This window comes from Halomonas sp. AOP7-B1-5, assembly GCF_052353045.1.
GTDB lineage: Bacteria > Pseudomonadota > Gammaproteobacteria > Pseudomonadales > Halomonadaceae > Vreelandella > Vreelandella colorata.
In genome coordinates, this window is sequence record NZ_JBQTDC010000009.1 from 13,914 (window position 1) to 26,448 (window position 12,535).

The 12,535-nt window shown below is 57.0% G+C and carries 9 protein-coding genes; 5 read left to right on the forward strand and 4 right to left on the reverse strand.

Annotation, left to right across the window (positions count from 1 at the left end; genetic code table 11):
* Positions 1–213: 213 nt before the first annotated feature.
* A complete protein-coding gene (locus tag ACT3XD_RS06755; protein WP_018917924.1) occupies positions 214–1,218 on the forward strand; it encodes an NADP-dependent oxidoreductase in 1,005 nt (334 codons plus the stop codon).
* 253 nt (positions 1,219–1,471) lie between these two features.
* Positions 1,472–3,997, forward strand: a complete 2,526-nt coding sequence (locus ACT3XD_RS06760; RefSeq protein ID WP_192537543.1) for a glucose/quinate/shikimate family membrane-bound PQQ-dependent dehydrogenase — start codon at positions 1,472–1,474, stop codon at positions 3,995–3,997.
* Positions 3,998–4,099: 102 nt separating this feature from the next.
* Here ACT3XD_RS06760 and ACT3XD_RS06765 read toward each other — a convergent pair whose 3' ends face one another.
* Entirely contained in the window at positions 4,100–6,148 is a 2,049-nt protein-coding gene (locus tag ACT3XD_RS06765; RefSeq protein ID WP_192537544.1) for a TonB-dependent receptor family protein, read from the reverse strand.
* Positions 6,149–6,330: 182 nt separating this feature from the next.
* On the opposite strand from ACT3XD_RS06765, the gene ACT3XD_RS06770 reads away from it, so the two are divergent.
* Positions 6,331–6,504 carry a YqaE/Pmp3 family membrane protein gene (locus ACT3XD_RS06770; protein WP_192537545.1) on the forward strand — a complete coding sequence of 58 codons (174 nt, stop codon included), beginning with the start codon at positions 6,331–6,333 and terminating at the stop codon, positions 6,502–6,504.
* Positions 6,505–6,644: 140 nt separating this feature from the next.
* On the opposite strand, the gene ACT3XD_RS06775 is transcribed toward ACT3XD_RS06770, so the two are convergent.
* Positions 6,645–7,118, reverse strand: a complete 474-nt coding sequence (locus ACT3XD_RS06775) for a nucleoside deaminase (protein ID WP_192537546.1) — start codon at positions 7,116–7,118, stop codon at positions 6,645–6,647.
* Between the two features lie 26 nt (positions 7,119–7,144).
* Entirely contained in the window at positions 7,145–8,419 is a 1,275-nt protein-coding gene (locus ACT3XD_RS06780) for a dicarboxylate/amino acid:cation symporter (RefSeq protein ID WP_192537547.1), read from the reverse strand.
* 320 nt (positions 8,420–8,739) lie between these two features.
* Between ACT3XD_RS06780 and ACT3XD_RS06785 the strand changes: the two genes are divergently transcribed.
* Entirely contained in the window at positions 8,740–10,350 is a 1,611-nt protein-coding gene (locus tag ACT3XD_RS06785) for an ABC-F family ATP-binding cassette domain-containing protein (protein WP_192537548.1), read from the forward strand.
* Here ACT3XD_RS06785 and ACT3XD_RS06790 read toward each other — a convergent pair whose 3' ends face one another.
* Positions 10,351–11,205 carry a helix-turn-helix transcriptional regulator gene (locus ACT3XD_RS06790; RefSeq protein ID WP_192537549.1) on the reverse strand — a complete coding sequence of 285 codons (855 nt, stop codon included), beginning with the start codon at positions 11,203–11,205 and terminating at the stop codon, positions 10,351–10,353. It lies immediately after the preceding gene.
* Between the two features lie 136 nt (positions 11,206–11,341).
* Between ACT3XD_RS06790 and ACT3XD_RS06795 the strand changes: the two genes are divergently transcribed.
* A complete protein-coding gene (locus ACT3XD_RS06795) occupies positions 11,342–12,505 on the forward strand; it encodes an MFS transporter (protein WP_192537550.1) in 1,164 nt (387 codons plus the stop codon).
* Positions 12,506–12,535 lie beyond the last annotated feature (30 nt).

Sequence of the window (12,535 nt, forward strand, 5' to 3'; positions counted from 1 at the left end):
CGGATAACATACCCGTAAGTGTGTGGTACCCCTTAGCCGCTCAACGCAATTCTAGTCACGCTGTTCGTAATATCGTATAGGGCGCTCTCAACAGAGCGCCCTATTTTTTTGCCAAAAAAAACGACACTGTAAAAAAATAACGAACTTGCAAGCAGGTTAATGATCTCTATGCTGCAAGTACATTGATCCGACATGGCTTTGCAGGAGGCACCCATGCAATCGCGTTATTTTACGCTTACCGACTATCCCAACGGCCTGCCCGAGCGCGAGCTGTTTACTCTAAAAACCCAGGAACTCCCTGAGCTCAATCCGGGCGAAGTGCGCATTCGCAACCGCTGGCTTTCCGTGGATCCCTACATGCGCGGCCGCATGAGCGGTCAGCACACATACGTTGCGCCCTTTCGTCTTGGCCAGCCCATGGAAGGCGGTGCGATTGGTGAAGTGATCGCCTCAAACGATGAGCGCCTGAAAGAGGGCGACATCGTGAGCCACATGGGCGGCTGGCGCGATATTGCACAGATTTCTTCGGCAGGCGTTTATCCACTGCCTGATGCCAAGGTGCCCGAGCAAGCGTACCTTGGAGTGCTGGGCATGCCGGGCATGACGGCCTGGACCGGCCTTAATCTTATTGCCGAATGCCGCCCCGGTGACAACGTTCTGGTAAGTGCGGCAAGCGGTGCCGTTGGCTCATTGGTAGTTCAACTGGCCAAGGCTAAAGGTTGTCATGTAGTGGGCATTGCCGGCGCCGCACATAAGCTCGCCTGGCTTGAATCGCTGGGCGTGGAGCCGGTTACCTATAAGGATCGGGGCGCCCAAGAGCTCAGCGACGCTATACAGCTTGCAAGCCCGGAAGGCATCGATGTGTATTACGAAAATGTCGGCGGCATTTGCCTGGAAGCGGCGTTAAGCCAGCTAAATGAAGGCGCTCGCATTGCCGTGTGCGGCATGATCGATACCTATAATGCTGAAAAACCCACGCCGGGGCCCAGCAATCTGTCGCAGATGGTTGTGCGTAAAGCCAGGATGCAAGGGTTCATCGTGGCAGATCACTGGGAGCATTACCCCGAGTTTCTTAAAGAAGTGGCACCGCAGGTAGCCGCAGGCGATATCGATTATAAAGAGACGGTTAAAGAGGGTCTGGAACAGACACCCGATGCGTTTCTGGAACTGTTCCAAGGCGGCAATACAGGCAAGATGCTGGTTAAATTGACAGATTAATACCGCTGTTTCTAAGCGTACGCTGCTTGAGTAATGTGCAGGGCCGCCCTCTTGAGGGACGGCCCTGTTTTTTTTGGCCAAGATTAATTCTCAAATCAGTTCGACCAAAAGCGAATTGATAATTAAAATAACCGTCAAGCCAATGTGTTTTAACCCATCGTTTGCACCGACTGATGGGTTAGCGCACGTTGCCAGCGGTTAGCTGGCGCCATCGCCTGCTAACCCTTAATACGTTGCTAACAGGGGAACTCTCATGGATGAAAACAAGCGAACTCGCGGTAAATGGCCTGCCTTGCTGCTAGGTCTTTTGCTTATTGTTGCTGGCTTGGCACTCGCCATCGGCGGCGGCAAGCTGCTTAGCTTAGGCGGCAGCGCCTATTACCTGATTGCCGGCATTGGCATTGCGGCTAGCGGCATGCTGCTTGCCATGCGCCGCGGCGCTGCGCTTTGGCTTTACGCCCTGATTTTAATTGCCACACTGCTTTGGGCATTGTGGGAAGTCGGTTTGGATTGGTGGCAACTGGTGCCTCGGGTCGCCATTCTTGCCCTCATCGGCATTATCATGCTGCTGCCCTGGTGGCGCAAACCGCTCCACTCACGCGGCGGAAGTCTTGCGCTGACGGCCAGCATTGCCGCCGCCATCGTGGTGGCCATTGCCAGTTTGATGGATGACCCGGCCCAGATAGAGGGCACCCTCGCAGAGAACCGCACAAGTGGCGATGTGAACCCGGCCCAGGTAGCCGGTGACGACTGGCCTGCCTATGGCGGCACCAATGCAGGCACGCACTACTCCTCGCTTAGCCAGATTACCCCAGACAATATCGGTGAACTCGAAGAAGTATGGCGTATTCAAACCGGCGATGAGCCCGGCTCCAACGCTCCGCCTGAAATCACTAACCAGAATACGCCGCTGAAGGTTAACGACAGCCTGTATATCTGCACATCACACAGCCGCGCCATGGCGCTTTCCCCGGAAACCGGTGAAACGATCTGGGAATTCGACCCACAAATCAGCACCCAGGGCGCCGACGACTTCTCCGGCTGGGCGCACATGACCTGCCGCGGCCTGGCCTATTATGATGCAGCCAACTACGCCACCAGTGGTGAAAGCGCCGACGCTGCCATTGACACAGATACTACCGACGAGCTTTCCGCGCTGTTTGCCGACAGCGATGCTTTTGACATCGATGTTTCGCTGCTGGGTGGCTTTGAAACCACCGCTGCGAATGAGGGTGAAAATGCTCCCTCGGCGATCATCAGCCAGACTGACGTCATGTGTCCGCGTCGCCTTTACCTGCCTACCGCCGATGCCCGCCTGATCGCGCTTAATGCGGATACCGGCGAACGCTGCGAAGGGTTTGGTGAAAACGGTGAGGTGGAGCTAACGCGCAATATCGGCGGTTTTGATCCGGGCGGCTACTACTCCACCTCGCCTGCCACCGTGACTGAAAACCTGGTAATTCTAGGTGGTCACGTCACCGATAACAGCTCAACCGATGAGCCGTCTGGCGTTATCCGTGCCTTTGACGTACGCACCGGCGAGCTGGTCTGGAACTGGGATAGCGGTAACCCGGATGACACCACGCCTATCGAAGACGGGGAAACCTATACCCGCAACTCGCCTAATGTCTGGCCGCCGATCAGCGTTGATGAAGAGCTAGGCCTGGTTTATCTGCCCATGGGTAACGCCACGCCCGACCAGTACGGCGCGGATCGTACCGAAAACGATGAAACCTATAGTGCGGGCTTGGTCGCGCTTGAGCTCGAAACAGGCCAGGTGGCTTGGGTCTATCAGTTTGTTCATCACGACCTTTGGGATATGGATATGCCAGCCCAGCCCGTGCTGATTGACCTGGCAACCGATGAAGGCACCCAGCCTGCGGTGATTCAGCCGACCAAGCAAGGCAGCCTGTATGTCCTCAACCGTGAAACCGGTGAAGCCATTGTCCCGATTGAAGAAATCCCCGTTCCTCAAGGCGCAGTAGAGGGTGACTGGACGGCAGAAACACAGCCACGCTCAGCGCTGAACCTATTGCCACCGCCGCTTACCGAGCGCGATATGTGGGGCGCATCGCCCTTTGATCAGATGATGTGCCGTATTCAGTTCAATTCATTGCGCTATGAAGGCCAGTACACGCCGCCGTCGCTGGAAGGCAGCATTATTTACCCGGGTAACGTCGGCGTAATGAACTGGGGCGGCGTCGCGGTCGATCCTGAACGTCAGGCACTGTTCACCGGCGCCAAGTACCTCGCCTTTGTTTCACGTTTGATTCCGCGTGACGAAGTGGAAGAGGGCCAGGGCTCGGCCAGCGAACAGGGCCTTCAGCCCAACGCCGGCGCACCTTATGCTGTTGAGCTAGGCCCGCTGCTGTCGATTTTTGATCTGCCCTGCCAATCACCGTCTTGGGGCGATGTAACGGGTATCGATCTGCAAAGTGCGGAAGTCGTCTGGAAACATCGTAACGGCACCACCCGCGACAGCATGCCCCTTGGCTTGCCGATTGGCCTGCCCGTGGGTGTTCCGGCACTCGGCGGCCCGCTGACCACCGCAGGCGGTGTTACCTTTATGTCGGGCACGCTGGATCAGTACCTGCGGGGTTACGATATCACCACCGGTGAAGAGCTTTATAAAGCTCGCCTGCCTGCAGGTGGCCAGGCCACGCCCATGACCTATACCGGCGCCGATGGCCGTCAGTACGTTGTGGTAACGGCCGGTGGTCACGGAACCTTTGGTACCTTGATGGGTGACTACGTGATCGGTTATGCCTTACCCGAGTAAGGCTTACCGACCGATATAGTCGACCGACACGAAAACGGGCAGACCCAAAGGCTGCCCGTTTTTATTGCCACTTTTATTTTCTGAAAACTATTTTCTGAAAGCTTAAAAGCGTACTTCCAAACCGCCGTAAACACTGCGCCCCGGCGCCGGCTCATAAAAACGCCCAAAGGTGCCGTTCAAGCGCACGTTGGCATAGTGGTCTTCATCAAACAGATTACGCACGCCCACGTAAGCGTTTAACAACGTATCGCCACCCAGTTGCCAGCCATCGCCTACCCGCAGGTTGACCAGCCAATAGCTGTCAATCTCCGTTTCATTGGCATTGTCGGCCACCATGTCACCCACGTACTGGGTTTCAAGCGTGGCAAAGCGGTGTGACAGCCCCTCCCAAGTTAGCTGATTGACCCAGGTCTGCTCGGGTAAGCCGGGGATGCGATTGCCGTCAAAGCGCTCGCTGGGCGTGGCAAACTCGTCAAACTCATAGCGAGCCAGGGTTAACGCGCTGTTCAAACGCCACTGGTCCGCTAACTGCCAGCCAAGGGAAAGTTCCAGGCCATCGCGGTTGGTATCGCCCGCATTCCGGTAGAAGGTACGCCCACCTTCATCAAAAGGTACCAGCTCATCGCGTACGCGCACCGAGAACAGGGCGAGGTCGTAATCCATGGCCAGCGGCTCGATATATCCCCGCGTACCCACCTCACGATTCCAGGCTTTTTGCGGCTCAATGGACGGGTTGAACCCACCGCCAGCCGGGTTGGCGAACTCGGAGAACGTCGGCGTTTCAAACGCAGTGCCGGTGTTGATATACACCTGATGCTGAGGGCGATAGCGATAGCTTAGCCCGGCGGAGCCGCTCCACTCATTAAAGGTACGCTCGCCGCTTTGATCACCATCGGCCAAGTACCGATCATCCACATCCAGATCAACACGATCAAAGCGCGCGCCCAGGGAAAGCGTTACTTGCTCGGTGAGTCCCAAATCACCCTGAGCAAATACCCCGGTAGAGGTTGCCGTTTGGGTTTCATCCGCCACCTGCTCACCTACGCCGCCCTGAGCATTGACGTCGCGCCGGAAGCGATCATCGTCCTGACGGGCCACGTCCACCCCCGCCACATAGCTTAACGGCAGCTCGCCCAGGGCGATTTCATGATGATACTCGGCACTCGCGCCCATATAGTCACGCTGGTAGCCGATACGGCTATCGCCCACATAGGGCAGTTGCTGTTCAAAATCACGCCGAGCGATAAAGCCTTTCAGGTAGAACTCACCTGGCCCTGCGGACAAATCCTCGTACTGCAAGCCGATAAGTTGCTGATCGACATTCTGCCCGGCGTCCAGCGCCAGCGAATTCGGCGCGGCCTGATGCCGACCGCTTGCCACTTCACCAGCATTCAGCGCGCCGGGGTCTTCCGAGCGAGGGTTTTCCAGAAGATTCACAATCGCCGTCAGCGCCCGCTCGCTACCCAGCTCGCGACGCAGCTTGGCATTGAGCAGGTATTTCTCGGTTGAGCTTTGATCGCGGTAGCCATCCACATTGAGCGCTGAAAAACTGACGTTGTGCGACCAGTCGCCCTGCGAACCACCGGTTTGCAGGGACGCCTTACGATACCCGTCGCTGCCCGCCTCCACCCGCAGGCGCGTACCCGGGTTTTCGCGCCCATCGGCGGTGGTCACATCGATCACCCCGCCCGCGGCGTTGCCGTAAAGCACCGACGAAGGCCCACGAATGACTTCGATACGCTCGGCGCTATCCAGATCAATCGCGTCCAGCTGCGCCTGACCATCGGGCAAGGTATAGGGAATGCCATCGACCATCACCGTAATCCCACGCACCCCAAACGGGGCGCGGGCACCAAAGCCCCGAATGGCAATCCGCTGGCCCTGGGCAAAGTTGTCGCGATTCTGAATGAAAACGCCGGGCACACCGACCAGCGTTTCATCCAGCCGAACACGCTGCTGGCCCTGGGCGATGGTTTCCTGGTCCACGGTGGAAACCGCCGCCGGCGTTGCGTAAAGCTCACGCGCCAAACGCGGTGCGCTTACTTCAACCGTAGGCAATGCCTGTACCGATGCTGGCTCGTTTTGCGCCCAAAGGGGGCTTGAGACCGCGAGACCCGTCAGCATTAGCGACGGCGGCAACAGTTTATACATGGATTCCCTTCCCTTTTTTTGATAATCGTTTTTTTGATAATCGGTTTTTTGATAATTCGGCGTAACTCTGGATGAACCACAACCTAAACGTTAAGTCTAACTAACGTGGACGCATTCGCTAAGTGTGAACCCTGCGTCTACACTTGCAAGGAGTAACGTATCGATTAAGCAAAGGAGGCTTTATGGCGTTTACTGCAACAGATCCTATCAAGATGATTTTCGCGATTATTTTGCCGCCATTAGGCGTCTTTTTTGAAGTTGGCCTAAAGGGACATTTCTGGCTCAACATCATTTTGACACTGTTTGGTTTTATTCCAGGCGTCATTCACGCGTTTTATGTCATTCTGAAGCATTAGGAACGCTTACCCCGTTACCCACAGCCCGAGCCAATGGCTCGGGCTGTTTCGTTTGGGCGGTATTTAATTACTAGGGGTTGCACGAAAAAACCACTAGGCGAGCGTAAGCCACTTTCTCGTAAAGCCTAGCCTGCGAAAGCTTAGCCTGCGTGGCGGCGCTGATGCAGGACATGAACCTTTTCATCCAGACCGGCGATGGGGCCTTCTACTTCAAGCGCCGGTACTATCTGACCGATAGGCAAGGCCTTGATCGGCGACGGTGCCACCCCCAGAGCTGCCAGCCAGCGTCCTAACTGCTCGGATGAACTGATATAAACGATGCGACCAAGCCCGGCCCATCCGTGAGCGGCCGCGCACATGGGGCAGTGCTCGCCGGTGGTGTAAACCGTTGCGTTGGCACGCGCCTCGGGCGTCATGTGCTGGGCCGCCCAGCGCGCCAGCGTGAACTCGGGGTGCTGAGTGGCATCACCGCTTGCAATGCGGTTGCGGTCTTCCGCTAGAATTTCTCCCTCGGCGCTGACCAGTACACTGCCAAAGGGCTCATCGCCCGCCTCAAGCGCCTCTTCTGCAAGCGCCAGGGCCCGGTTCAGATAGATCTGCTCGTGTGCCTTCATCGCGGATACTCCTGTAGGTTAGCCGCTCACGCCTTGCTGATGACCGTGGCGGAAGTCTCGTCTGTTTCAACAGGCGTCTCGCTGAGCTGCTCACCTTCACTTCGGGCGATCACCGTGGTGCCTACCAAATCGCCGGTCACGTTCAACGCCGTGGCGCCCATGCCTACCAGAGCATCAATGGCGGTCAGCAGCACCACGGTTTCGATGGGCAGCCCCACCTGGGCAAACACCGTGGCGATCATGATGATCCCCGCCCCGGGCACGCCAGCGGTACCTACCGAAACCAGCGTGCCGACCAGCACGATCTGCACCATGCTGACAAAATCGAGCGGCGCGCCGATCACATTGGCGGCGAAAACGGCGGAAATCGCGATGCGAATCGCCGCGCCGTCCATATTGAGAGTGGCTCCCAGCGGCAGGCTGAACCCGTACACGCTGCGCGAAATCCCCAGCCGCCGTGCCGCATTGATGGTCAACGGCAAGGTGCCGGAGCTGCTCTGGGTGGCAAACGCAGTGGCCATGGGCGTGCGCGCTTCACGAAAGAAGGTCCGAAGCTTTACCCCGAACAGGCGCATGATCACGCAGTAGATTAAAAGCTGCAGGGCCAGCGCGATATACAACACCATCACCATATCGCCCAACGACAGCAGCGTTTCCAGGCCCTGCTGGCTGACCGTCTCGGCCACAATGGCGAACACACCGATGGGCACCACGTGCAGCACGCCGGCCATGACCTTGAGCGTGACGTCGTTCAATCCTTCGATTACTTCATACAAGCGCTCGGCACTGCCTGGCTGGGTGGCTTGCTGGCGAAGTTTCAACAGCGCAAACCCGAACACCAGCGCAGTAAAAATGATGCCCAGCAGATTCTGTTCGGCAAAGGCGCCGATAATGTTGCTCGGCACGATACCGAGAACGACATCGACCAGGCCCGGGTTTTCCGGTGCCGTGAAGCTGGCGTTTTCATCCAGCGTCATGCCGCTTCCTGGGCTGAACAGCGAGGCCACACTCAGCCCCACGACAATTGCCAGCGCCGTGGAGACGAGATAGTAGGCAAACACCTTGCCTCCCACGCGCCCTACGCTCCCCTCGCGCGACCGATTGATACCCACCATCAGGGTAAACAGCACGATAGGCACGATAAGAAACGTCAGTAGGCGCAGCAGCAGATCACCCACCGGGCCAAGCCAGGTGGCGACTGCGTCACCGCCAAACAAACCAACGACCAGCCCCAGTAACAGTGCAATCGTGACCCGTAAGATCAACGAAGAACGCATATACCCTTTCAACAGTGCCGTCATGCATTCACCTTTACCAAAAGGGCTCAATAGAGCCCGTCAACTGAAAACGTCACTCTAAGTAGCCGGAGCTAAAATACAACCTCTATATACAACAGAACCATGGAAGCTTGTTTAAAGAAGAGCCAGCTTACGCCGAACCTGAACCCACTGCAGCGCGGCGAAAGGCTTGGAAAAGCAACATAAGTTGACTAGGCTAGAGGCCCTCTCTCTTATTAAAGGTATTCGTCCAATGCGCTATTAATGCCGCCGTCCTGTTTTCGACGGCCACGTTCTCCGTCCCTTATTAAAAGGGGAATGTCAGGCATTGATAGGTACATCCGATGACGAAGACGTTTATCTCGCTCGATCGCGTTTCTTATACGCTACCCCACGGTCGCCTTCTGTTTTCCGAGTTAACGGAAACCTTCGACACCACGCCCACGGGCCTGGTAGGGCGTAACGGCATGGGTAAAACGCTGCTGGCCAGGCTAATGGCGGGCGAAATCGCACCTTCAACGGGGCGCTGCATGAGCACTGGCGAAGTGCGCTATTTATCGCAACGCGTTACCCAAGAAGCCTCCGGCACGCTAGCCGACCTGGCAGGCGTAGGCACCACTTTAGCAGCACTTGCCCGTATTGAGGCGGGCAGCCCACATCCAGACGACTTTGATGCGCTGGGTGATCGTTGGGATATCCGCCAGACCTTACAGCGAGAGCTAGAGCACAGTGGCCTTGCACACCTTGACGCGACAGCCCCGGCCGCGACATTGAGCGGCGGCCAAGCCATGCGCGTTGCCCTGATCGGCGTGCTGTTATCCAGGGCGGACTTTCTTATTCTGGATGAGCCCAGTAATCACCTGGACGGCCCGAGCAGGGAAGCGCTTATCGAGCAGTTGACCCATTGGCCCAAAGGGCTGCTGGTTGTCAGCCATGACCGACAACTGCTTGCTCACCTGCCGCGTATCGTGGAGCTGTCGCCGCTTGGACTACGCAGTTACGGCGGTAATTATTCCTTTTACGCCGAACAAAAGGCGAGTGAACAGGCAGCGGCTCAAACGAACCTTGAACACCATCAAAAAGACAAAAAACGTGCAGAGCGCGCACTGAATCAGCAGCAGGAACGTCAGGAAAGGCGTCAGGCACGTGGCAACCGCCAGCGGCGCGATGCCAATCAGGCAAAAATCCTGCTGGATCGCCAAAAGGCGCGCAGCGAACTTTCCGTCGGCCGCCTCGCCCGCCAGCAGGCAGAAACACACAGCCAGCACCTAAGCGCTATCCAGCAAGCGCGGGAGCAGCTTGCTGAAGATGCTAATATCGCGCTACATGACATTGCCGTGCAGCCTGCCAAGCGGATGATTGCTGAACTAACCGATATCACGCTTTCTTACGTTGCAGGAAAGCTTAACCTCAGCCTGCAAGGACAGCAGCGTTTAGGCATTGTTGGTTCCAACGGCTCGGGTAAATCCACACTGCTTAAACTCCTGGCGGGGCAACTTCTACCCCAAACAGGCGAAAGCCGTATTCATGTCAAAAGCGCCTATCTCGATCAACACCTGGCCCAACTGGATAAAACCCAGAGCGCTATAGAGCAGTTAAAAGCGGCCAACCGAGCGGCACCTGTCAGCCTGCTGCGAACCCGGCTGGTACACCTTGGGCTTACGGCTGAGAAAATTAGCGTTGCCTGCGCAAAGCTAAGCGGCGGTGAACAGCTCAAGGTAGCGCTGGCGTGCGCGCTTTATGCCGACCCGCCCGCGCAGCTATTGCTGCTGGATGAACCCAGCAACCACCTCGACCTGCCCTCGCTACAGGCACTCGAAAGTATGCTGAGAGGCTACCCTGGCGCGCTGGTAGTGGTCTCTCATGACCAGGATTTCTTACGCCACCTGGCACTGACCGATTATCTGCGCGCCACATCAGACGGCTGGGTACTGGAGCCAGCCACGAACCGCTAATCATGCCACTGGCGTTTGGCCTTCCTGAAGCCAGTGGTCAAACGCCTCGTCTTGAACGGTGTCGCGAGCGGCGTAGTAGACCAGCCGTAGATGGCGGTCTTCATCGACGATCAGCGAGGTATGTTCAAAATCGATCGCTCCTAACGGCTTTAGATGAAAATGGCGAATGCCATGACAAGGCCCGTGGATATCCTGCCCTGCCCACCACGCTTTAAAATCCGGATCCACTTTCACCAAGGTCTTGATCAGTTGATTGATTGCCGGGTCTTCAGGCGCACGGGCCGCATCACGTTTGAAGCTGGCAAGCAGTTGCCGTGCCTGCGCTTTCCAGGGGTCGAAAAGAGCGCGCGTAGCCGTATCCATAAACAGTAGCCATAGCAGGTTACGCTGCTCCGGAGGATGCTCGGAGAAGCCAAACAGACGAGCTGCGGCGTGGTTCCAGGCCAGCACATCCCAACGTAAATTCAACACGTACGCAGGCCGCGTGGGCAAGTCGTTCATCAGGCGATGTACCAGCGGCGGTACACTGCACCAGGTTTTCCCCGGTTCAGCGGGAAGACGCTGATGCGCCAGTAAAAAAAGATGACGTCGCTCAATGGCATCGAGCTTTAGCGTGCGCGCAAGACGGTCGAGAAAATCCGCCGAGGCGCGAATATCTCGACCCTGCTCCAGCCAGGTGTACCAGGTCAAGCCTACCCCTGCGAGTGCTGCCACCTCCTCACGGCGTAACCCCGGCGTGCGGCGCCGCTTGCCCACGGGCAAGCCAACCTCTTCCGGTGTTACCTGCTCACGTCGGCTGCGTAAAAACTCCCCTAGCTCTGTGCGGGTGCGTTTTAACGAACGTTCCAGCGCCATCTTATTGCCTTTAGTAATAGTATAAATAGTTAAATTGTACCCCCTTTAAAGCCTCTCCAGAATAGCGCCTTCACCACTTGGTAGCGGTCAGCAACACACGCTAACAAGTACATAATGAGCCTGACTGGAGAGCCTGATGGCGTTTTCTTCTCGACTATCGATTTATCTTATTGCCTTGGGCGCCTTTTCATTAGGTATGGCGTCCTATGTCACCGCAGGGCTTATTCCCCTGATCACCTCTGCATTTCTAGTCTCGGATGCGATGGCGGCACAGTTAGTGACGGCGTTTACGCTGGCATATGGCCTGATTTCGCCCATCGCAGTTGCGCTGCTCCCAGGCAATCAGCAGCGAACGGGGTTAATTATCGCGCTAGCACTTTTCGTTGTGGCGAATGTGGCAAGTGCGCTGGCCGCAAGCTTTGCAATGCTAGTGGCTTGGCGAGCGCTGGCGGGCGTGGGAGCCGGGGTTTATCTGGCATTGGGAATTGCGGCCTCAGCGACGCTGGCGCCTGAAGCGCAGCGCGGCAAAGCCATCGCGGTCATTATGGGCGGCATGGCAAGCGGCACGGTACTTGGCGTGCCGCTTAGTCTGTTACTCGCCGAGCAACTGGGCTGGACATCAGCCATGTGGCTGATTGCACTGCTCGGCGCGACTTCCCTGGCAGGCCTTTACCTTAAGCTACCCGACATTCCCGCTGCGCCTTATGTTTCACTGTGGCGCAAGCTGCCTATTTTGAAGCACCCCGCCACGCTGACCATTTTGGCCGTCTCGCTCTTGGGTGCCATAGCAAGCCTTGGCATGTATACCTTTATTGCTCCGTTTATGGCGGCATCCCCTTCCGGCGAAACCGCGTCTATCGCGCTCTACCTATGGGTTTGGGGCGTCGGCGGGATTCTGGGCAGCTTTTTAATTGGCCCGATTGTGGATAAAAGCCAAGGCTCCAGGGTTGTGCTGGTGATTATGCTGTTATTGGCAGTTTCTCTGATTAGCCTGCCAGTCGCCGCCTCCCTGCACCCATGGCTTGCGCTTGTGCCTATCAGCTTATGGGGAGCCGTTGGCTGGGCGTTACAGGTACCGCAAAATAATGCGCTAATGCGCGTTCGCCAACAGCATGGCGATGGTAATCTCGCGGTGGCGCTGAATGAATCAGCCCTATACCTGGGTAGCGCTATTGGGGCGGCAGCTGGTGGGCTTATGCTTTCCAGCGCGCTACCTGTCTGGATACTTGCTGTAAGCGCCAGTGCGCTAGCAGCCGCTGGGGCACTAGTGCAGCTCACCATGGGCCCGCGGAGTCATTAAGCAATTAGTATTAAATACTTAGCGCACGGC

Excerpts from the sequence above, each read along its gene's own strand:
- ACT3XD_RS06780 (WP_192537547.1), bottom strand. The coding sequence starts at position 8,419 with ATGACGGCACTGTTGAAAGGGTATATGCGTTCTTCGTTGATCTTACGG.
- ACT3XD_RS06775 (WP_192537546.1), bottom strand. The coding sequence starts at position 7,118 with ATGAAGGCACACGAGCAGATCTATCTGAACCGGGCCCTGGCGCTTGCA.
- ACT3XD_RS06770 (WP_192537545.1), top strand. The coding sequence starts at position 6,331 with ATGGCGTTTACTGCAACAGATCCTATCAAGATGATTTTCGCGATTATT.
- ACT3XD_RS06760 (WP_192537543.1), top strand. The coding sequence starts at position 1,472 with ATGGATGAAAACAAGCGAACTCGCGGTAAATGGCCTGCCTTGCTGCTA.
- ACT3XD_RS06765 (WP_192537544.1), bottom strand. The coding sequence starts at position 6,148 with ATGTATAAACTGTTGCCGCCGTCGCTAATGCTGACGGGTCTCGCGGTC.
- ACT3XD_RS06755 (WP_018917924.1), top strand. The coding sequence starts at position 214 with ATGCAATCGCGTTATTTTACGCTTACCGACTATCCCAACGGCCTGCCC.
- ACT3XD_RS06790 (WP_192537549.1), bottom strand. The coding sequence starts at position 11,205 with ATGGCGCTGGAACGTTCGTTAAAACGCACCCGCACAGAGCTAGGGGAG.
- ACT3XD_RS06785 (WP_192537548.1), top strand. The coding sequence starts at position 8,740 with ATGACGAAGACGTTTATCTCGCTCGATCGCGTTTCTTATACGCTACCC.
- ACT3XD_RS06795 (WP_192537550.1), top strand. The coding sequence starts at position 11,342 with ATGGCGTTTTCTTCTCGACTATCGATTTATCTTATTGCCTTGGGCGCC.